General features: G+C 57.4%; 11 protein-coding genes, 1 tRNA gene, 1 rRNA gene and 4 pseudogenes. 10 read left to right on the top strand and 7 right to left on the bottom strand.

The window, feature by feature from the left end; translation table 11 throughout:
* Positions 1-83, top strand: a 5S ribosomal RNA gene (rrf, locus tag QZ571_RS16065); the annotation flags it as partial.
* Between the two features lie 362 nt (positions 84-445).
* A complete protein-coding gene (ileS, locus tag QZ571_RS16070) occupies positions 446-3,430 on the top strand; it encodes an isoleucine--tRNA ligase (protein WP_295536916.1) in 2,985 nt (994 codons plus the stop codon).
* Between the two features lie 85 nt (positions 3,431-3,515).
* On the opposite strand, the gene putA is transcribed toward ileS, so the two are convergent.
* The gene (putA, locus tag QZ571_RS16075; RefSeq protein WP_295536918.1) at positions 3,516-6,827 is read right to left on the bottom strand and encodes a bifunctional proline dehydrogenase/L-glutamate gamma-semialdehyde dehydrogenase PutA; all 3,312 of its coding nucleotides are present in this window, start codon (positions 6,825-6,827) and stop codon (positions 3,516-3,518) included.
* A gap of 105 nt (positions 6,828-6,932) precedes the next feature.
* Here putA and QZ571_RS16080 point away from each other — a divergent pair, with 105 nt between their 5' ends.
* The 5 genes from QZ571_RS16080 (at position 6,933) to QZ571_RS16100 (ending at position 11,574) form a co-directional block, all read left to right on the top strand.
* Entirely contained in the window at positions 6,933-7,403 is a 471-nt protein-coding gene (locus QZ571_RS16080) for an Lrp/AsnC ligand binding domain-containing protein (RefSeq protein ID WP_295536919.1), read from the top strand.
* 120 nt (positions 7,404-7,523) lie between these two features.
* A tRNA-Ser gene (locus QZ571_RS16085) sits at positions 7,524-7,613 on the top strand.
* 125 nt (positions 7,614-7,738) lie between these two features.
* Positions 7,739-9,025 (top strand): site-specific integrase, encoded by a 1,287-nt coding sequence (locus QZ571_RS16090; RefSeq protein ID WP_295536920.1) that lies wholly within the window; start codon positions 7,739-7,741, stop codon positions 9,023-9,025.
* 193 nt (positions 9,026-9,218) lie between these two features.
* Positions 9,219-11,102 (top strand): N-6 DNA methylase, encoded by a 1,884-nt coding sequence (locus tag QZ571_RS16095; protein ID WP_295536921.1) that lies wholly within the window; start codon positions 9,219-9,221, stop codon positions 11,100-11,102.
* Positions 11,089-11,574 (top strand): hypothetical protein, encoded by a 486-nt coding sequence (locus tag QZ571_RS16100; RefSeq protein ID WP_295536922.1) that lies wholly within the window; start codon positions 11,089-11,091, stop codon positions 11,572-11,574. Before QZ571_RS16095 ends, QZ571_RS16100 begins: the two co-directional genes overlap by 14 nt.
* 214 nt (positions 11,575-11,788) lie before the next feature.
* On the opposite strand, the gene QZ571_RS16105 is transcribed toward QZ571_RS16100, so the two are convergent.
* The 4 genes and pseudogenes from QZ571_RS16105 to QZ571_RS16120 form a co-directional block, all read right to left on the bottom strand.
* Positions 11,789-12,067 (bottom strand): hypothetical protein, encoded by a 279-nt coding sequence (locus QZ571_RS16105; RefSeq protein WP_295536923.1) that lies wholly within the window; start codon positions 12,065-12,067, stop codon positions 11,789-11,791.
* Between the two features lie 172 nt (positions 12,068-12,239).
* A pseudogene (locus QZ571_RS18530) lies at positions 12,240-12,803 on the bottom strand (MobA/MobL family protein); the annotation flags it as partial.
* 700 nt (positions 12,804-13,503) lie between these two features.
* Entirely contained in the window at positions 13,504-14,973 is a 1,470-nt protein-coding gene (locus QZ571_RS16115; RefSeq protein ID WP_295536927.1) for a glycosyltransferase family 39 protein, read from the bottom strand.
* 2 nt (positions 14,974-14,975) lie between these two features.
* Entirely contained in the window at positions 14,976-16,079 is a 1,104-nt protein-coding gene (locus tag QZ571_RS16120; RefSeq protein WP_295536929.1) for a glycosyltransferase family 2 protein, read from the bottom strand.
* Positions 16,080-16,600: 521 nt separating this feature from the next.
* Between QZ571_RS16120 and QZ571_RS16125 the strand changes: the two are divergent.
* Positions 16,601-16,729 (top strand): annotated as a pseudogene (locus QZ571_RS16125) (IS5/IS1182 family transposase); the annotation flags it as partial.
* A 114-nt stretch (positions 16,730-16,843) separates the two neighbouring features.
* Here QZ571_RS16125 and QZ571_RS16130 read toward each other — a convergent pair.
* Positions 16,844-17,002 (bottom strand): annotated as a pseudogene (locus QZ571_RS16130) (helix-turn-helix domain-containing protein); the annotation flags it as partial.
* Between the two features lie 402 nt (positions 17,003-17,404).
* Here QZ571_RS16130 and QZ571_RS16135 point away from each other — a divergent pair.
* Together QZ571_RS16135 and QZ571_RS16140 are read left to right on the top strand one after the other, a co-directional pair.
* A complete protein-coding gene (locus tag QZ571_RS16135) occupies positions 17,405-20,077 on the top strand; it encodes a cation-transporting P-type ATPase (RefSeq protein WP_295536931.1) in 2,673 nt (890 codons plus the stop codon).
* A 336-nt stretch (positions 20,078-20,413) separates the two neighbouring features.
* Entirely contained in the window at positions 20,414-21,196 is a 783-nt protein-coding gene (locus QZ571_RS16140; protein ID WP_295536933.1) for a universal stress protein, read from the top strand.
* 125 nt (positions 21,197-21,321) lie between these two features.
* On the opposite strand, the pseudogene QZ571_RS16145 reads toward QZ571_RS16140, so the two are convergent.
* Positions 21,322-22,166, bottom strand: a pseudogene (locus QZ571_RS16145) (IS3 family transposase); the annotation flags it as partial.

The raw sequence follows: 22,166 nt of genomic DNA on the forward strand, positions 1-22,166 counted from the left end.
TCCCATCCCGAACTCGGCCGTTAAGTGCCGTCGCGCCAATGGTACTGCGTCTTAAGACGTGGGAGAGTAGGTCACCGCCAAACCTAGTAAGAAGCGATCAAAATCATCTCTATAAACAATCCAAAAAGAATACAAAAACGGCGCCCCAAAAGGGCGCCGATTTTGGTGGTTAATATCCAAAATCAATGAGGCTGGGCGAAAACCAAAACCACAAACGTCCAACTGGGCGGATTTGATTGGATTCTGGACACTCCGTTGCGCAGGCAACGCGTCATAGGCGCTTGCTGCCTTGGCGGGGCGCGCCTATAAGATCGCTATGTTTTGGCAGGCCCATATATCACGAATTATTGGCCCGGCACTCTGATACATCAGGGTCGCCGGGATGGATGAGCCATGTCAAAGGCGCGGAAAGCTGCGCTGATCCCTTCCCCAAGGACGAAATTCTATGTGTTCCGATAAGACGACCGACAAAAGCGCCCCCGATTATCGCGAGAGCGTTTTCCTGCCGCAGACTGATTTCCCGATGCGTGCAGGTCTGCCAGCGCGTGAGCCTGAATGGTTGGCCCATTGGGCAAAGATCGGCATCTATGACCGACTGCGTGAGAAAAACGCAGACGGGTCGCGCACGTCCTTTACGCTGCATGACGGCCCTCCCTATGCCAACGGGCATCTGCATATCGGTCACGCGCTGAACAAGACGATCAAGGATATCATCGTGCGCAGCCATCAGATGATGGGCAAAGATGCGCGCTATGTGCCGGGCTGGGATTGTCACGGCCTGCCGATCGAATGGAAGATCGAGGAACAGTATCGCGCCAACGGGCTCGATAAGGACGCGGTGAATATCGTCGATTTTCGTCAGGAATGCCGCAAATTCGCCGAAGGGTGGGTCGATATCCAACGCGAGGAATTCAAGCGTCTGGGCGTCTATGGCAACTGGGACGATCCCTATCTGACGATGAATTTCCACGCCGAGGCGGTGATCGCCGAGGAGTTCATGAAATTCCTGATGAATGGCACACTGTATCAGGGGTCCAAACCCGTGATGTGGTCGCCGGTTGAAAAGACCGCGCTGGCTGAGGCTGAGGTCGAATATCACGATCACACCAGCCATACGATCTGGGTGCGCTTTAAGGTGCGCCGCGGCGGCAATGCGACGATGCCGACGGATGATCCGGTCGAATATGACGATGCCGATCAGGCGCTTTTGGCCGATCAGTTGCATCAGGCGAGCGTTGTGATCTGGACGACCACGCCGTGGACGATCCCGCAAAACCGCGCTGTCTCGTTCAGCCCGGCGATTGCCTATGGTCTGTACCGCGTCGACACGCTTGGCGAGAAATCGACCGCTGTCGAGGGCGAGTTGATGATGCTGGCTGATGCGTTGGCACAAAGTGTGATGGAGCAGGCCAAGGTCGAGAGTTTCACGCGCGTTCGCGATGTCAGCGCGCAAGAGCTTGAGGGGCTGACGCTGTCGCACCCCTATGCTGGCGTCGAAGGTGCGCAGGGCGAGTGGGATTACGACATCCCGCTGCTGCCGGGCGATCACGTCACCGATGAGGCAGGCACGGGCTTTGTGCATACCGCGCCCAGCCATGGTGATGACGACTATCAGATGGGCCTGAAATTCGGCCTGCCCATGACCTATAATGTCGAGCCTGATGGCAGCTATCGCGCCGATCTGCCGCTGTTTGGCGGCGAGGCGATCATTGCCCAAGACGGCAAGGATGGCCCCGCGAATGTTAGCAATATCAAGCAACTGGCTTGGGCGGGCGCGCTGCTGGCCAAGGGCAAGATAAAGCATAGCTACCCCCATAGCTGGCGCTCCAAAGCGCCGCTGATCTATCGCAACACACCGCAATGGTTTGCCGCAATTGATCATAAACTCGACGACGGCATGGGCGCCTATGGCGACACGATCCGCAAACGCGCGCTGACCTCCATCGAAGAGCTGGTCAAGTTCACCCCTGAAAAGGGCCGCAACCGCCTACATTCGATGATCGAGACGCGCCCCGACTGGGTGCTCTCGCGCCAGCGCGCCTGGGGCGTGCCGCTGACCTGTTTCGTCAAGACCGGGGCCAAGCCGACCGACCCCGATTTCCTGCTGCGCAATGCCGAGGTCAACGCCCGCATCGCAGCTGCGTTTGAGACCAACGGTGCGGATGTTTGGTATCAAGACGGGTTCAAGGAAAAGGTGCTCGACGGGCTGGTCGACCCGGCCGCTTACACGCAGGTGTTTGACGTTCTCGATGTGTGGTTCGATTCCGGCTCGACGCATGCGTTTGTGCTGCGCGACCGCGCCGATGGCACCAAGGATGGCATTGCTGATGTTTATATGGAGGGCACCGACCAACACCGCGGCTGGTTCCATTCCTCGCTGCTGCAAGGCTGTGCCACCTTGGGCCGCGCGCCCTATCGCAACGTGGTGACGCACGGGTTTACGCTCGATGAGAAGGGCATGAAAATGTCCAAGTCCATCGGCAACACCATCGTGCCCGAAGAGATCATCAAGCAATACGGCGCGGATATCCTGCGTCTTTGGGTGGCGCAGACCGATTACACCGCCGATCAGCGCATCGGGCCTGAAATCCTGAAAGGCGTGGCGGATAGCTATCGCCGTCTGCGCAATACGCTGCGCTTCATGCTGGGCAATCTTGAGGGCTATTCCGAGGACGAGCGGGTGATCCCGCGCGATATGCCCGAGTTGGAGCGTTGGGTGCTGCATCGCCTCTCCGAACTTGATGTGGAAGTGCGCAAAGGCTATGAGAGCTTTGATTTTCAAGGCGTATTCCAGACGCTTTTCACCTTCTGCACGGTGGAAATGTCGGCGTTCTATTTCGACATCCGCAAGGATGCGCTGTATTGCGACCCGGCCAACGCCACCCGTCGGCGTGCCGCGCGCACCGTGCTGGACCACCTGTTCAACTGCCTGACGACGTGGTTCGCACCGATCCTCGTCTTCACGATGGAGGATGTGTGGCTGTCGCGCTTCCCCGGCGATCAATCCTCGGTCCACCTGCAAGACATGCCCGAGGTGCCTGATGATTGGCGCAACGCGGTGCTGGCCGAGAAATGGGACGGTATCCGGCGTGCGCGTCGCGTCGTGACGGCCTCGCTTGAGGTGCAGCGTTCGGCCAAGGAAATCGGTGCCTCGCTAGAGGCAGCGCCGGTGGTGCATGTCGAAGATAGCGAGCTGGCCGATGCGCTGCGCTCGGTTGCTTTTGCCGATCAGTGCATCGTTTCGTCGATCTCTGTCACCACCGACCCGGCGCCAAGCGAAGCCTTCCGTCTGCCGGAACAACCCGGCGTTGCGGTGGTGTTTGAGCGTGCGATGGGCCAGAAATGCCAGCGCTGCTGGAAGATCCTGCCCGATGTCGGCAGCCACAAACACCCCGGCACCTGCAAGCGTTGCAACGACGCTTTGGGCTAAGGGGCGGGCGCGTCTGGCGCGCTGCTGAATATTTACAAAATTCGCGCCGGGCAGGGAACTTGCCCGGCGCTTTTTTATGTGCGGTTTAGCCCGCGAGCAGGGCGGCATTGCCCCCTGCAGCGGTGGTGTCGATGCACAGGTGACGCTCGTGATAGAGATGGCCGATATCGGGTTGGCCCGTGATCAGGGTCACGATCGGGCCGGGGCGGCGCGCCAGCGCTTGGGCCATTGCGCGCCCGGTCGTTGCATCGCCCCACCACATAACGCCCGAAATTCCGGCGCGTGTTTCCAATGTCTCAGGCGTGACGTTGGCATCGCGCAGCGCGCACCCGCCAAGCGCCTCGACGGCTGCGATCTGCGCTTCGACATCCGGGCCAAGGCACAAGATCGGCTCGCGCGGATCAAGGCTAAGCCGGTTCAATTCGCCCGTCGGGCCGGGGAGGATTTGCTCGCGCTCGGGCGTTGTGACCTGCGCATCCAGCACAAAGCGCGGCACATAGTTTGGCCCGCCCGCCTTCGGTCCAGTCCCCGAAAGCCCTTCTCCACCAAAGGGTTGGCTCCCCACCACCGCACCGATTTGGTTGCGGTTCACATAAGCATTGCCCACCTTGATCGCATCGCTCACCTCTTGCACGCGGGTGTCGATACGGGTGTGCAGCCCGAATGTCAGCCCGTAGCCCTTGGCATTGATCGCCTCGATCACCCGATCCAGATCCGCACCTCGGAAGGTGGCGACATGCAGAACGGGGCCGAAAATCTCACGCTCCAGATCGGCGATTCCCTCGACGCGCAACAGGCTGGGCGCGATGAAGTGACCGCGTTCGGGGGCGCTGACCTGATGGATGACGCGGTTCGCATTGGTCTTGAGATATTCGGCAATGCCCGCCTGCGCCTCATCGTCGATGACCGGGCCGACATCGGTGCTTAGCTGCCAAGGATCGCCGACGCGCAGCTCATCCATCGCGCCCTTGATCATCTCGATAAGATGCGGGGCGACGTCTTCTTGCACGTAAAGACAGCGCAGTGCCGAGCAACGTTGACCCGCCGATTGGAAGGCCGAGGCCACGATGTCGCGCACGGCTTGCTCGGGCAGGGCGGTCGAATCCACTATCATTGCGTTCAGCCCACCGGTTTCCGCAATCAGCGGCGCGCCGGGATCAAGATGATCGGCCATGGATTTCTGGATCAGCTTGGCGGTCTCGGTCGAGCCGGTGAAGACCACGCCATTGATCCGCGCATCGCTGGTCAGCGCCGCGCCGACCGTGCCCCCATCGCCCGGCAGCAGTTGCAGCGCCGAGACCGGCACGCCTGCCTGATGCAGCAGCCGCACGGCAATCGCTGCGATCAGCGGGGTCTGCTCGGCTGGCTTGGCCAACACCGCATTGCCCGCCATCAGCGCCGCAGCGATCTGTCCGCTAAAAATCGCAAGCGGGAAGTTCCACGGGCTGATTGCGGTGATGATGCCGCGCGGGGTGGCAGTGAGAGCCTCGCCTTGAGTGGCGTAATAATGCAGGAAATCAACGGCTTCTCGCAGCTCGCCCACGGCGTCAGGCAGCGATTTTCCAGCCTCGCGCGCGAGCGTAGCAAAGATCCCCCCGAAATTCTCTTCGTAAAGATCGGCGGCGCGGCGCAGGATGTCGGCGCGCTCAGCCGGGGTCGCATCCCAAGGGCGGGCTTGTTCAATCGCCGCGCTGACAGTGGCCGCGTCGGCCTGCGTGACCTGCGCCACGATCTCGCCACTCACCGGGTTGCGCACCGGGATCGTTTCACCCGAGGCGGGCATCACAGTCAGCGGAGTGGCATCGGGAATGGACACATCGCGCGCGGCTTCGATCCGCGCCAGTGTCTCGGTATCGGTCAGATCGAAACCCGTTGAGTTGCCGCGCGCGCCAAACAGATCGCCGGGCGCAAGCAGACCTGCGGGGGCGATATGGGCCTCGTCAAAGGGATCGCGCGCAATGTCTTCGGGGGCGACCTCTTCATCGACGATCTGGTGCACGAACGAACTGTTTGCGCCATTTTCCAGCAGACGCCGCACCAGATAGGCCAGCAAATCGCGATGCGCACCCACTGGCGCGTAGATCCGGCAGCGGCCCTTGGTCTGCTTGATCACGATGTCATGCAGCCGCTCGCCCATGCCATGCAGGCGCTGGAATTCGAACGCTTCGCCATCGGCCATTTCAAGGATCGCCGCGACCGTATGGGCGTTATGCGTGGCAAATTGCGGATAGATCCGGTCGCTATATCCCAGCAGCTTTTTGGCATTGGCGATATAGCTGACATCGGTGGCCGATTTCGAGGTAAACAGCGCGAAACCGGGCAGGCCCTCGACCTGAGCGTGCTTCATCTCGGTGTCCCAATAGGCGCCCTTCACCAGCCGCACCATGATGCGCCGATCCAGCCGGGTCGCAAGCGCATGCAGCCAGTCGATCGTCAGCCCGGCGCGTTTGCCATAGGCCTGCACGACCACCCCAAACCCGTCCCAGCCTGCCAACTCGGGATCGCTGAGAACCGCCTCGATCACACGCAGCGACAGCACCAGCCGGTCCTGTTCCTCGGCGTCGATATTGAGCCCCATTCCAGCCGCTTTCGCCTGCCGCGCCAGATCGCGTACCATCGGCACCAGCTCGGACATGATGCGCTCGGATTGGGCGACTTCATAGCGCGGATGCAGCGCCGAGAGCTTGATCGAGATGCCCGGATTGGCCTCGACCGAGCCCTTGGTGCAGGCTTTCGCAATCACCGCAATCGCGTTGGAATAGGCGCGCATGTAGCGCGCGGCATCGCCCGCCGTCATCGCCGCTTCGCCCAGCATGTCATAGCTATAGGTGTAGCCTTGGGTTTCGCGGGTTTTCGCACGATCGAGCGCCTTTTCAATGGTCTCACCCAGCACGAACTGACGCCCCATCTCCTTCATCGCGCGCGTCACGGCGGCGCGGATCACCGGCTCGCCCAGACGCTTGATCGCGCCGCGCAGAACGCCCGCCACACCGGGTTTTTCATCGTCCAGCACACGCCCCGTCAGCATCAAGGCCCAGGTCGAGGCATTGACCAGCGAGGACGACGCCGTGCCCAGATGTTTGCCCCAATCAGACGGCGCGATCTTGTCCTCGATCAGCGCATCGACCGTGTCGGCATCGGGCACGCGCAGCATCGCCTCGGCGAGACACATCAGCGCCACGCCCTCGCTGGTGGATAGCCCGTATTCCGCCAGAAAATGCTCCATCAGTGTGGGCTGCGCTTCGGTGCGGATGCGCCGCACCAATCCAGCCGCGCGCGCCGAGATCGCCGTGCGGGTCGCGTCGGGCAGGGCGGCCTGTGCCTGAAGCGCCGCGATCAGCGCGGGCTCATCGCTGTATTTCGCTTGAGTGGTAAAGGCAGAGAATTGGTCAGTCATCGCGCGATCTCCCTAAGGTTTTTATCGCAATACCGTCATTCATCTAGCGCGTGGCCCCAAAAGCGGCCAGTATGACAGTGAAATTGACCATAATTGAGGGCGAAAATGGACAAACCGATGCAGCTTGATGCAATTGACCGGAAAATCATCCATGAATTGCAGCGAAATGCCCGTATTTCGATCACCGATCTGGCGCGTCGCGTGGGTCTGTCCAAAACCCCGGTTGCGGCGCGCATCAAGGTGCTTGAAGACGGCGGCCTGATCGCGGGCTATCGCGCGATGCTCTCGCCGATCAAGCTGGGGCTAAGCCATGTCACCTATGTCGAGGTGCGCCTGTCCGACACCCGCGAGGCGGCGCTCACACGGTTCAACATCGCCGTGCGTGCCGTGCCCGAGATTGAAGAATGTTACATGATTGCAGGGGGGTTCGACTATCTCCTGAAAGTGCGCACGCGCAATATCGCCGAATATCGCCGGGTGATGGGCGACCAGATTTCCGCGCTGCCCCATGTGCACGCGACCTCAAGCTATGTCGCGATGGAAGCGGTGGTCGAAAGCGCCGCCGTCAACCTTTAGCCCAACATGTCGCGCCTGCGCGCTTGGCATGAAGTGTTCCAAAAGCCGATTTCAAAGCCGCACAAAAAAAGCGCGAAAAAGCGCTTGTTTCCCCAAGGCTCGGTCAATATACGGATCAGCGGAGATGTGGCCGAGTGGTCGAAGGCGCTCCCCTGCTAAGGGAGTAGGCCCGGAAGGGTCTCGAGGGTTCGAATCCCTTCGTCTCCGCCATAAACCTCTTTTCGTGAGGGCGTGGAAATAGAAAAACCCCACATATACTGGTTTTAGACAAGTTCTCGTCAACACCTGGCCCCAAACCTCCCGCAAATAATGTGGGACAAAATGAGGGTTGAGATATGGACGGTTCAACATTTCCTAAATCAGAGCGGCGTGTGAAGGCCGGACCGCACGTCGAAAAAAAGCTGAATGCCGCGTTTGTGCGAAAAGCTGGTCCCGGACGACACGCGGATGGCGGCGGTCTCTACCTGAAAGTTGATCTGTCCGGAGCGCGCCGATGGATACTTCGAACTGTGATTCGAGGACGTCGACGGGATTACGGACTCGGATCGGCCAATCTGGTGTCGCTGGCGGACGCGCGGGGCAAGGCGTTCGAGCTTCGACAGATTGCGCGAGGCGGGGGTAATCCGAAGGTGCGAACGCGCGAAGACGAGGGGAAGGCGACAACCTTCCAGGAGCTTGCCAACATTGTTCATGAGCGGAAGTTCAAGGACAACAAGAATAACGGCAAGCATATCGCGCAATGGATTCAAGCACTTGAAACCTATGCTTTTCCGACGCTGGGCAGGCTGACTGTCTCCGAGATTCATCAAGACGACATTGAAGCAGTCATTGATCCTATCTGGATGACCAAGCCGGAGACTGCCCGCCGGGTGCTTCAACGGATTTCGGTTGTCTTCGATTTCGCCTGCGGTCGTGGATATCGGAAGACGGGAAATCCTGCCACCGGACTACTCGGTTCGATGCGCCCTCAGAGGCAAAAGACAGAGCACTTTTCGGCGATAGACTATCACGATCTGCCGGAGTTGATGGAAAAACTGTCCCAACAAACCGTTGTCGGCGCGTTGGCGCTCCGTTTCACCATTCTCACTGCCTTACGTTCCGGGTCAGTGCGGCATGCGCGCTGGGACCAGTTTGATGCGGCTCTAACCGAATGGACCATTCCTGCCGAGTTGATGAAGACGCGCAACGAGTTCGTTGTCCCAATCACCAAGCATGCGCGAGAAGTGCTATGGGCGGCGGGTGAACATCGCACCAAAGCCAGCCCCCTCGTCTTCCCATCGCCGAGCAATCCAAAGAAACCGATCTCGGACAACACGATGCGGAAGCTGCTTCAAACTCACGTGCCAGGAGTCACGGTGCATGGGATGCGGGCCGCGTTTCGAACGTGGGCGCGCGAGGATGCCGCCGCCCCCGACGACGTGGCCGAAATGGTGCTTGCCCACGCTATCGGCTCAAAGACCGCGCAAGCCTACAACCGCTCTATGCTGGTTCATGAACGCCACAAACTGCTTGAACAATGGGGTATGTGGGCCATGGGTGAGTTTGAAGTGTATGCGGACCCAGAGACGCGCACGAAAGAAGTCAACCGACGTGTGATCCAGATGTTTGCGGAGATCGAATGACACCACTTGGCGTAGCATTTCAACAGCCACTGGTTCGTGTATGGATCACTTTCACCAAGTCAAGAAATGCTGAAACCAGCGATAATGGACACTGCAATCTTTCAGCATGTTCATGCCGCGTCGGCACTTGCCGCATCGGCGAAGAGAAGCCATAAACGGCTAAACAAAAAAACTTTCATCGAGTGGGAACAACATGCCAAGAACGTCAGAATTTTCATCCTATGTATTTATTAAGAATGATCTGAAGGCTTTTGGCTGGAATGTAAGGAACCCAAATAGGGATGCGGCTGGTCAGCTTTACTCGCAGCAAGAATGCTTGGACCACCCCGAACTCGCTGCCGGCCTTGGACGACAGAAGCCGGAGTATGTCGTCAAGGTTCGGGAAGACGCCTATTGGGTGATTGAAGCAAAAGGCGATCTCAGCAAGATTGATGTCGCTTTCAATGAGGCCGTTAAATACGCCAAAGATATTAACGCAAATACGAGTCTCTTGACCGCCTCAATAGTCACCGGTGTAGCAGGTTCTGATGAACAAGGTTACATTGTCAGGACTGGCGCTATTCTCCCGGACGGCACCGTTGAGATCGTCGAATACAACGGAAAACCCATAACTGGATTTCTTTCGCCATCACAGGCGATGCACTTGGCAGACAACCAAACCAACATCCTTAACACCTTGGTGACTGATGAGGTTGTCCTTCTGAATATTGCCGAACAAATCAATGGGGAGCTTCACAAGGCGTCGATTAACAAGGATCTTCGCGCCACAGTAATGTCTTCAGTTCTATTGGCGATGGTCTCAGATACGTTACCGAATTTCAATGCCTCACCCGATGTATTCATTAAGGATATAAATAATAGGGCTGAAGATGTTTTGATAAATCACTCGAAGCGAGAGTTTGCTGAATATATAGAGCTTAGACTACCTCATGAAGACGCTGCGAAGGCAAAATATAAGGCGGCGGTGGTGAAGGTGTTCTTCTTGCTGAGAAAGATAAACATCAAGGCAGCTATGGACGGAAGTCATGATCTTCTTGGAAAGTTCTACGAAGTTTTCCTGAAATACGGAAATGGGGCAAAAGACATTGGCATTGTTCTTACTCCTCGTCACATTACGGAATTTTCTGTCGAGATTCTGGACATAAACTCCAATGACCTCGTGTATGATCCGGCCTGTGGGACGGGAGGGTTTCTTGTCGCCGCATATGACAAAATTCGTCAAGAATATCCAGACGACGTCGAGATGTTCAAAAAACATCGGATATTTGGAGTTGAGCAGCAAGCAAATGTGGCTTCACTTGCTATCGTCAACATGGTCTTCCGAGGAGACGGAAAGAGCAACATCATCAATGACGATTGCTTGTCGCTGCATCTAACGAGGAAAATCAGGAACGGCGAGGTCAGCGCAGAATATACTAAAGAGCCAGCCGATCGTCTATCGGTGTCAAAGACTCTGATGAATCCGCCATTTGCTCTGAAGCGGGACGACGAACAGGAATATACTTTTGTAGATCATGCGCTCAACCAAATGGTTGACGGTGGTTTGCTCCTCGCAGTTCTGCCGCTTTCTGTCATGTATTCTGGAGGACCGGACCTTGCTTGGAGGAAGCGTCTCTTAGAAAGGAACACGGTATTAGCGGTAGTATCCTTTCCAAATGATCTCTTCTATCCACAGGCGTCGGTAGAACCGCTGATTATTGTATTGAAGAAAGGTCAGCCCCACTCCAAAACGCAGAAAACCCTTTTTTCGCGGATAAGCGATGATGGCTTCCTCAAACTCAAGAAAAGACGACTGCCGCACGGTAGAGTATCTCAACTCGAAGAACTCACCCCGCAGATCAAGTCGTTTCTGACTGGGTCTAACGATATTGCCGAGACGCCGGGCGTGCTTCAGCAAAAAGTAATCGACGTGGATGATGATCATTTGGAGATCATACCGCAATTTTATTTGGACCACCCATTATTGGCTAACGATCAGATCAGGGCTGAGATGGGTGCGATTTACTCAGAACTTGTTTTCCAGGAAATGCGGCGATCTTTTCAAGAGGCTCAGGAGGTATCAAATGAAGATATGTGAAATATTTAGAGTTGAGGTTGCCCGATCAAAAAGTGTGGATGACTACACGACAGGTAAAATCCCGTTCGTTACGAATACCGAGTTAAATAACGGCATTGTCGCTTATGTCGAGCCTTTCGATGAAGATAAGGTCTTTGCTGGTCCCGCGATTTGCGTCTCTGGCCTCGGTCATGCCACGGTGCACGCTAACGCGTTTTTGCCAAAGGGTAATGGTGGCGATTCTTGCACGATCTTCTCACCACTTGTTGAACTCACTCACACCGAACTTGTTTACTACGCTGCATTGTTCAATGTTCTTCACAAATGGCGGTTCTCATATGGACGAAAGGCGAGCAAAAGAAGATTGGATGATCTTGACCTTGCTCCAATCCATACAGAAGCATCAATCGATTTATCCGGTGAGATAGAAAGTAATAATGAAATGATGCTTGCGCTTCTGAAATCCAAGGAAAAGGCGCTTTCTGAAACGTGAGATTTAGACGGTCCTGTCGCGCTCCACAATCCTATGACTTCGCCTTTCGACCGGCCGCTGCGCAGGATTCCGAGATGCGAGTGGTTTTGTATTTTGAGCCGGTAAGGGTAGGCGGCGACCACCAAGAGTCGCAAGCCGCGCCCGGAGCGTGTCGCGCAGGAGGATCAGTTCCAGAAAAACACGCCTGACACGACCACGCCGAACAGGAGGCCAATCAGGCTGCACAGGAGCCGCGTCGGAAGGCCGCTTGTCTGTTCGCTTGGTGAGCCTCCAGGCGGCCTGTCTTGGCCCTGAGGGCCTGTTCCAGCGCTCCAAGGCGGCTGTTGATCTCCCGCTGCCCCTTGTCGATGCTGGCAAGCGTTCTGGACTGGGCTGCCGTCTCCGAGAGGGCCTCGGCCAGCCCGCCGACCGTCCTTTCCGAATGGCGGGCGGCGGCTGTCGCCTTCATCCTGATTTCCTCGATCTGTGCCTTCCAGTCGATTGCCTGAGTCATTTTGTTTCTCCTTGGTGAGTTGGTTGATTTCCCGGATCATGTCGTTTGCTTCGGCGCGGGTTCGTCCCGCGTCGATCCGACTCCATTCCGGCTTGCTGGTTGCCGTTTCTCCACGGTTGCTCATTGCGCGGGAGGCGGGGCCTTCGTGAATCTCTGGAACGCGGTCAATGCCTTGGTCTTCAAATGAAAGATGGCTGATGGCGCATTCGGGTCCGAAGCCCCATTCGCGCATTTTTCGATTATGAATATCGGCCCAACGCTCTGCCCAAAGCTCAACGGCGTTCTTTCGCGCGATCCCGAGAACGCTACGTGGTCGCCCTGGTCCCCCGGTCTTTTCGTGCCGGTCGAATGCTACGAGATGGAAGTGGGGATTGCTGACGTCGTTCCCGGCCTTGTCGTGGATGGCGAGGATGTAGCTCGCTCGGCCTTGTGTAAGGGACTCGGCAAACGCGCTCGCAAGTTCTGAACGCTGTGCGGCGGAAGCTTCCACGGGGAGTGCCACGATGAACCGCTCACACGCTCTGCCCTTCCGCTTTCGCGCATCTTGCTCGGCAGTGTTTGCATGTTGCTGATCTGTGTCGCTGCCTAATCTCGCACGGACAACCTCCCTCGCGGCGGAGACGCGGGTTATGTAGCGAAGATGTGCCGCCGTCTGCCCCGCTTTTGCCATGCGGCTTGCCGTTTCGCACTTTGGCGAAAACGTCTTCACGGAATGCCGGAACGAAAACAGTGCCATACCTTGCCGTTTTGGAGGAGGGATAAAATGACTATTTTATCCGTTGTGCGCCTTCAAAACTGGACATAGGAACAAAGACCAATGAACGAAAAACTCGATAAATCTCTGGATACACTTCTCGCTCATTCCTCTCGGCATTGCATTCGGTTTCGCCTTGCGGATTATGACTTCTCGGCTATTCCCCTTGCCGACCTGAGAAAGCTGGGATCGTCTATGCTGGATCATTTCGAAGGCGAGATGGAGCGCCTTCAGGCTGGGAGCCAACGCCTTGCGGCGAACGGCGCACCCTCCGGCGAGGAAGGTGCGCCATCTTCCGACGCTATTTGGCGGGGTCGCTCACATTCTCGGTGATCGCGCTTTGCGCGATACGATACCCTGTTTCACCGCGCTCAGCCTGAGCTGTCTTTTCCAAGGCCTCCAGAACCCGTTGGACCGCCCTGCGTAGACTGTCGGAGTCACGGACCTTGTTGAAGGCTGAGCCGGATCGTGCCGCGATCTCTGTCGGGGAGAAAAAGATACTGGGCTCGGACTGTGCGAGTTCATTCAAAACGCGCTCGATATCGTCTCGGCGCTCCTGTGTGTTCTGCTTCGGTCGGTGGTTCGTGTTATCGGCCTTCGTTGTCTGCGCGAAAGATCGGGGTTCCATCGGAACCGCCATCTTCGGCAAAGGTCATAGCAAGCCGATTAATGAGCCCTGAGCCTATTCGCTGGGTGGCGGGCAGTCTTTGAGTTGCTGCACAACTGTTGCGGTGTAATCCGCAATCGGGATGCCCGCGGACACCCTGTGAAAGACGATCGCTGAGCTGGTAACATCGAATTGCGCGCTCGACGCAGTCGGTCCCATTCCGTGCTCGATCAACAAGGCGGGCTGCTCGCAGAGCGCCTTGGGGAAGTCGCCGCGAAAATTGTAGCGCATTGTCTGTGTGATCGACCAGACCGGGAGAGTGGAGATATGGAAGGCCAGTTCTCCTGTCGTTCCATAATCAGTAACCGCGATCCAGCGTGCGTTGTTGGCGTGTGCAAACGCCTCAAGCCGATTGGAAAGCTGTGCCCAGCCCTTGGTTTGATTGAACGGGTTGTCGCCCGGAAAGACCGGCGGCCCCGGCCAGAGGGCCAGCCCCAAGGCAATTACCGAGAAAAGCGCCGAAACCCCGGCTGCAAAATAGATAGCCACCTTGCGATACTGGGGCGCGCCGAGCGCACACATCACGCTCAACGCGGGAAAGACCGGGGCGAGCCAGTTAGCCTGAACCCGCGCGTGCGATGAATGGAAGGCGAAGTAGATCAACAGCGGTAGGTTGAGCCACAGCAGGATCGCGCTGCGCGTGCTTGTGCGCATTACGCCGCGCCCAAGAAACCACAGCAGCGGCGGCAGAACCGTGACGAGAATTATCACCAGATAGGTTGCGTAGGCCGAATGCGGCAGCGCCCCCACATCAAGGCGGGAAAACTGGCGCTGAAACCCATACCACTCATGCTGCGCGTTCCAGATCAAGAACGGCAGCACCGTCACGACAGTGGCCCCGATCGCGACCCACGCGCCGGACCGGGCAAAGATGCGTCGCCCTGGTCGCGTGAAAATTAGCCACATTCCGATTCCCAAGATTAGGAAAAGGTTTGTGAACTTCGACAACACACCCAGCCCCAAGGCCACGCCGAATATCGCGAACCAGCCGGTTGATTTGCGCGCAGGGTCTTTGATCGCCTCGAACAGGGCCATTGTTGAGAAGGCCCAAAAGACCACCGAGGGCGAATCCGGCGTGGAGGAAAAGCCCAGCACGATCGGGGTCGTCATCGTTGCGTAGAAAAGGGCTGCAACCTGTGCGGTGCGCCGATCGTGCGACACCAGCCACGCGATCCGGTAGACCATTGCGGGCACCAGCGCGAGCGTAAGAACCGATACAACCCGCACACCCAAAAAAGTGGTCCCGAAAATCGCACGCCCCGCCCAGATCCATAGGGCGATCATCGGCGGGTGGTCGTAATAATCAATCGCGGGTCTTGTGGCCCAAAGCGCGTAGTAGCTTTCATCTTGAAACACTGGCACCCAAAGCGCGAGGGCCGCGTGAAACGCTAGCGTGGCGACCGAGATAAGTAGGAGCGTTGGCAGGCCGTTCCGCACCCAGAGATTGGATGGCCGTGTGGCGCCCGTAAAGCCAGCCGGGGCCATGTTTAGGTCGCCCGCCACGTGAAGATCAGGCTAGCCCAGAAATTCCACAAAGCGCCGATAATCGCGCCGATGCTGCTGGCGACAAACCACAATGGCAAAAAGTGAAACAGCGCGGTCGCCGCAGCAATATTGGCAACAGCCCCGACCGTGCAGACCAGATAGAACGACACCAGACCGCGCAGAAATGCGGCCCCTTTCAGCCTGCGTTCGCGATAGGTGATCATATTGTTGAGCATGAAATTAGAGGTCATCGCGACCAGAACACCAATCCCCTGAGCCCAGACGAACTCTTCGCCCAGCACCAGCATGGCCAGCCGCATCACCGCAAGTTGCACAAACAGGCCTGTCGCCCCGACAAACAGGAACAATACGAACCGCACGGGCAGCACGCCACCGGTCATGCGCGAGATAAGCAGCGCCAGAAACTCCAGCGACACATTGATCGACATCTTCGACTCTCCTGCGGTTCGCGCGCGGAACTGATAGGGAATTTCCACGACCTTCCAGCGCCCTTGCGCCGCCGACAGCATGTCAGCGAGGATCTTGAACCCATGTGTTTGCAGCCCGCAGACGACCTCGTTGAAGGCACGGCGGCGCAGCATGAAAAAGCCGCTCATCGGGTCGCTCACCGCCAGCCCCAAGAGCCGCTTGACCAAGGCGGTGGCCCGATCTGATCCCCATTTGCGCACGCGCGACAACCCGTCGCCCGAGGTGCCGCCCGTCACATTGCGAGAGCCGATGACCAGATCTGTGTCCTGCGAGTCCTGCATGATCTGATACATATCGGCCAAGCGACGTTCATCATGCTGCAGATCCCCGTCCATGACGGCGACGACCGGGGCCTCTGACCCAAGGATGCCCTCGATACAGGCCCCGGCAAGGCCCCGGCGTCCGACCCTGTGGATCAGTTTGACGCGGGGGTCTGTCTGTGACAGCTGGCGCACTTCGTCCGCCGTTCCGTCTTGGCTTTCGTCATCGACAAAGACGACGCTCCAGACGATCTTGCCAAGCGCACGGTCCAAAAGCCGAACCAGCTCTCGGACATTTTCGCGCTCATTATAGGTCGGCACGACGACCGTAAGATCAGGCGCAGCAATCTGAGTCATGTTCCTACCCACGTGAAAAGCAAAGGACCTGCTGTTTGAAAGATGCGAAAGCTTTGGGGGGCTCGAACCAGACGGTTCTGGGGCGACCTGAGGCGGGCGAGAGTGTTCGCCTCACGCCTTTGTCGCGCCAAGCCTGTCGCCGCGCTCGGTTGATTGGGCCTCATCTTGCGAAAACGTCCTTGAAACTGGCGCGGCACCCCTGCCTTGCGTGCAAGCGTGAATCTGGGTTGCCCGCGCATATGCCGCCCGCCCTCAGGCGGCGCAGATATCGCGATGCGGCGTCACTTTCGTCTTTCGCGACGCGCCTTGCATCTGGAAAGCGCACTCAAATGATCAAAAGACAGTCATCGGCGTGTTATCCTTCGGCCATCGCGTGTTCCTTGAAGCGCCAGTCCCCGCGCCCCCGGTGGCGTATGATTTGGGGGCGTGTGCGCAATGCGCAGCCACAAAGGGTGCCCATCGGTTCAGGCGAGGTTGTCAACGCCGCAGCAGCCTTCTCACGCATGTAAACATACGCTGTCAGGTAACAGATCGAGATCATGTTCGGGCGATTGAAGGACCGGCGAAGGGTTGCCACGCGCTACGACAGGTGCCCGAAGGTCTATCTCGCAGCCGTATCCCTCGCCGCCACCGTGATGTTCTGGCTATGAAAATTAACGAGTCTGGAGCCTAGCAACAAGAATGCGTCATGCGCCACGTCCGCTGACGAACTGAAGCTCCTCTCCGCGGCACAGGGCGAAGTTTCTGCGCGGCCATAAAGAAGCGGGGATCGGCGGCGCGTTGATCAGGCCCGCTTCGCCGCGTTCACCGTAGGCTTGCCGCCACCGATAGAAACTGGATCGGCCAATCCCAAAATAACGGCAGGCTTTCGCAACGTGACCAATTTCTTCTGCGTATCTCAGTATCCGCAGCTTGCGCTGAATCTAGCGTTGATCCTTGGTTATCAACATCTCCTTCTTCCATATCCTGAGAGGCTAAAGGAAATGTCCCGCGAGTAACGGCTTATCTACAATCCTTTGGCCGGCAGGCGATGTGTGCATCGCCGAGAGGCGGGTTCTTTCACATCGACATTGCCGAAGTGCAGGCCGCTGAAGGTAAGATCTATCTCTTTGTCGGCATTGACCGGACCAGCAAGTTCGCCGTTACCCAATTCGTGGATAAGGTTCGCTGAAAGTCGCGTCCACTCACGATCGCAAAACCCGTCAGGCGCTGAAGCGTTTTTCGGCTCTTATTCGTTGATCTGCATTAAAGCTGTGCCGTCCCTGCTCGGATATTATACTTCTAGGCGGAGCCGCTTTCGGCACCTTGCTCAATGGAGATACAGTGTGTCCAAGGACTCAACCGATGCCGCTTTTTGCATGACTTTTCAGAAACTGGCGGAGAAGCTGGAGACTGATCTGAAGACTGGGCTAGGTGCGGATGAGGTGAAAAAGCGGCTGGAGGCGCATGGGCCGAACCGCCTGCGCCGACAGAAAAAGAAAAGTGCGCTGGCAATTCTTTTACATCAGTTCAAAAGCATTATCGTATTGCTTTTGACCGCCGCGGCCGTGATGTCCTTCGTTATGGGTGACATCGCCGAAGGCGTCGCCATCGCCTTCGTGTTGATCCTCAATGCGGCCATCGGATTCATTTCCGAGTTTAAAGCAACCCGTTCCATAGAAGCGTTGATGCATATTGCCGAGGTCCGCACACAGGTGCGCCGTGGCGGTGAGGTCCGCATGATTGATGCGCACGAACTGGTTCCTGGCGATGTTGTGATCCTTGAGGCTGGTGATGTCGTTACGGCTGATCTTCGGCTGAGTGAAGCGTCGAACCTGCATGCAGACGAATCCGTGCTGACGGGCGAATCCGCGCCGGTGACGAAAAACACTGAGCCAGTGGACAAGGAGTCCGCTCTCGGTGACCGTCTAAGCATGGCGTTCAAGGGCACAGCGATTACTCAAGGTGCAGGTGAAGGGATCGTGACCGCGACGGGCATGGAGACGGAGCTTGGCCGCATCAGTGACCTAGCGCAAAACGCAGAAGGTGAGGTCGCGCCCTTGGAGCGTCGCCTTGACAAGCTGGGCCATCGCCTTGTCTGGCTGACGTTAGCGCTTGCGGCGTTGACCATTGTTGCAGGTATTCTGCGAGGGCACGACGTGGCAATCATGGTGCAAACCGGGGTTGCGCTTGCGATAGCCTCCGTGCCCGAAGGTCTCCCGGTTGTCGCTACTCTCAGCCTTGCGCGCGGCATGTTGCGGATGAGCCAGCGCAATGCGTTGATTACCCGGTTGTCCTCGGTCGAGACGCTGGGGGCCACAACGGTGATCCTGACTGATAAGACCGGCACGCTGACCGAGAATCGCATGACGGTCGTCCGGTATTTACTTGCCACTGGGGATGTGGATGTCGAAGCCTGCGCGGCAACCGAAGGGCCGGAGCCCTATAGCCCGATGGCGTGGGCGCTCCGGATCGGAGCGCTTTGCAACAATGCAGTGCTTGGGGACGGCTCGAAAGACAGCCGGAGCGGCGATCCGATGGAAATCGCGCTGCTGTCGGTTGCAGGTGATTTTGGAGCATCGCGGAAGAGCCTTCTCGAGCATAACCCGGAGGTTAAAAACCATGCCTTCGATCCTAACAGGAAGATGATGGCTACCGTGCATAGGGCTAACGACGGCCATCTCTTCGCCATAAAGGGTGCACCCGAGGCGGTGTTCGACGTTTGTACAAAAGTGATCGGGCAAGACGGCGCCCAGGATATGACCGATGACGCGCGCCAAAAGTGGATAGATCGCAATTCTCAGGCAGCGCAGGACGGGTTGCGCCTGTTGGCCCTCGCGATGAAAGAGAAGGCATCAAAGGATGCTGATCCTTATGAAAGCCTCACACTTGTTGGGCTGGTCTGTTTGCTCGATCCTGTCCGTGCAGACGTGCCACACGCTATAGAAGCGAGCCGCAATGCAGGGGTGCGTGTGGTCATGCTGACGGGCGATCACGCAGACACCGCCGAGGCCATTGCGCGGGAGGCAAGCCTTGGGGACGGCGAACTGTCGGTCGTTGAAAGCAGCGAAATTGATGGATTTGATCCGAAAACCATTAGTGAAGATGACCGTAAACGTATCCTGGAAGTGGACGTTTTTGCGCGAGTCTCGCCCGAGACGAAACTCATGCTTGTGTCCTTATTTCAGGACGCGGGGCATGTCGTTGCTATGACAGGCGACGGTGTAAATGATGCGCCGGCGTTGAAGAAGGCCGACATAGGTATTGCCATGGGCCAACGCGGCACGCAGGTGGCCCAGGAGGCCGCTGATATGATTTTACAAGATGACGCCTTCGCGACCATCATTGCAGCCATGCGACAGGGGCGGACTATCTTTGACAACATTCGCAAGTTCGTAATCTACCTCATGTCCTGCAATGTCAGCGAAGTCCTGATCGTGGGTTTGGCCGTAGGCGCGGGCTTGCCAATGCCGCTTCTGCCGCTGCAAATCTTGTTTCTGAACCTTGTTACCGATGTCTTCCCAGCCTTCGCATTGGGGCTGGGAAAGGGCGATGAGAACGTGATGACCAAACCGCCTCGCGACCCAGCGGAAGCCATCATCAACCGCCGGTGCTGGATTCTGATTGGCATTCTTGGCGCGCTTGTCACGATATCCACTTTGGGTGCTTTCGCCTGTGCGCTTTTCTGGCTGGGCCTTGAAGCTGGTCCGGCAGCTACAGTGGCCTTTCTCACCCTTGCGCTGGCGCAGCTTTGGAACGTGTTTAACGTAAGAGATCACGATGCTGGGCTGTTGCGCAACGAGGTCACGCGCAATGGATATATCTGGGGGGCCATAGCACTTTGTTTGGGGTTGTTAGGCTTTGCACTATGGATTCCTCCGTTGGCCGACCTCTTGGGACTGCCTAACCCAGGGCGTGATGGTCTCGTTCTCGCGACCGCTGCAAGCCTAGTTCCACTCTTTCTTGGTCAGGCATGGATCTGGTTCGCCGAACCATCAGATAGAGGCGACAGGGGCTAGTCACCAGCGCATGACTAGTCGCAACACGAAACCTGGTGGACAGGGGACGGGGGCGTAGGTCGCTGTGGGGCATTGTCAGCTGTCCACACATGACACCACCCTGACGTAGCATGGTCAGAAGGCTTTGCGGGAACGCTTAGCTTTAAGGACATCAACTGCTGAACCTGACGTTCACGGTGTTTCAGAGTTAGTGTTGATCTAGATCAGTGAGCCATACAGATCACCTGATAGAGTTCTGGCACCATTTCTGACAAATTGACCGAGAAAGGTCGCGATATAATGAGTCTAGGGACAATCCTCATTTGCCTGACAACCCGGGAACATGCTGAGACTCTGATGAAGCTGGCAGTGCCGCTTGCGCGCAAGCACAATGCACATCTCGTCGGACTTCACACATTGGAGGCTTTAACGATATATCCGGGCATCGCGATGCATATCCCGGCCCCCGCTTTTCCCTCTTTCAACAAAAGTCAGGCTGAAGAAGCTGAGGCCATCAGGGATATCTTTGATACCTACACGAAAAACGAAGACTTCCCCAGTGAATGGCGACTTTTGAAGGCACAATCGACTTTGGCTACAGATAGAATGGTGGAAAGCGCGCGGACCGTTGACTTGGTAATCATGTCCCAAAAGGACAGTGAAGCCGAACGCTATGACCAGCACAATGCGCGTATCACTGTCATTCGAGACAGCGGTCGCCCTGTCATCATAGTGCCACTGGGGTATGAGGGGCCGACAGTCGGTGAAAACATCCTGTTGGGTTGGAGCAATACGCGCGAAGCGGCGAGGGCGTCACACGATCTTTTGACGGTTGTTGATGACGGTGCAGCGCTCTGCATCCTGCAAGTGGGCGCGGCGCAACCGGTCACGCTTGAAACATCCGATACAATTGAGCTTGCCAATATGTATGCACGGCACGGACTGAAGGTCTCGCTGGAGCAAAGAGATGGAACAACCAAAGGCGTTGCAGACGTTATAAACCAAACCGCCTTTCAAAAAGGAGCCGATCTTATCGTCGTTGGCGCCTTTGGTCACTCCAAGGCATATGATTTCGTCGTCGGTGCGACCACATATGATTTATTTGATGGCGCAAAGTGCCCGGTCATGTTTAGCGCCTAGGCTCAGGACTTCGGTAACGAGGACGTCTCAGTCAAGCGCTTTTCGACATAGGCATCAGACCGCGTGGTTGGTATGCCCCCATCAAGTGGTCCGGTTTGAATGTTAGTGCATCGTTGGCCTCTGGTCTATCGGACGGTGCTTTTAGGCGCTGGCGGCCGGTAGCCCAAGGCGCTGTGCGGCCTTACGGTGTTGTAATGCCGACGCCATCTCTCGATCAGGATCTGAGCCTCGCGCAATGTGGTGAAGACCTCGCCATTAAGCATCTCATCCCGGAACCGTGCGTTGAAGCTCTCGCAACATCCATTTACCCGCGGTGAACCTAGGGCGATGAATGCCGTCAACGCCAACGTCCTCGATCCATGCCCGCACTTTCTTGGCGATAAATTCGGCGCCATTGTCGGACCTTATGTATTCCGGCGGCCCTCGCAGGATGAACAGATCAGTCAAGGCATCTACCACATCCGTTGAGTTGAGCCCGCGTTTGACGCGGATCACCAGCGCCTCCTTCGTGAATTCGTCAATGATATTCAGCGTGCGGAAGATACGCCCGTCATGCGTCCGGTCCTGCACGAAATCATAGGACCAGACATGGTTCGGACGCTCCGGCCGAAGCCTCACGCACGACCCTTTATTGAGCCAGAGCCTACCCTTCTTGGGTTGTTTTTGCGGGACCTTCAGCCCCTCCCGTCGCCAGATCCGTTCGACCACTGCCCGACAATGGTTTGTTCGCAAACCACGAGAGGGGCGCTTGTGATTTACCTGCCAACCGCTGTTGTTCAGCAGCCCGGTGATCATGCGACACCCCCTCTCGGCGATGCAGGCATCGCCGAGAGGGCAATGCATAGGGTCCGAACTCTTCGGCCAACGCGATGATATCCACGGTCAACCGTGCTTCGTGCGGCAGTCCCATGGGCACCCTGCGCTGCGCCGCCGCAGGGTGACCCAATGTTGCACCACCCCCTCCCCCGGG

Source organism: uncultured Thioclava sp., assembly GCF_913064665.1.
Classification (GTDB): Bacteria; Pseudomonadota; Alphaproteobacteria; order Rhodobacterales; family Rhodobacteraceae; genus Thioclava; species Thioclava arctica.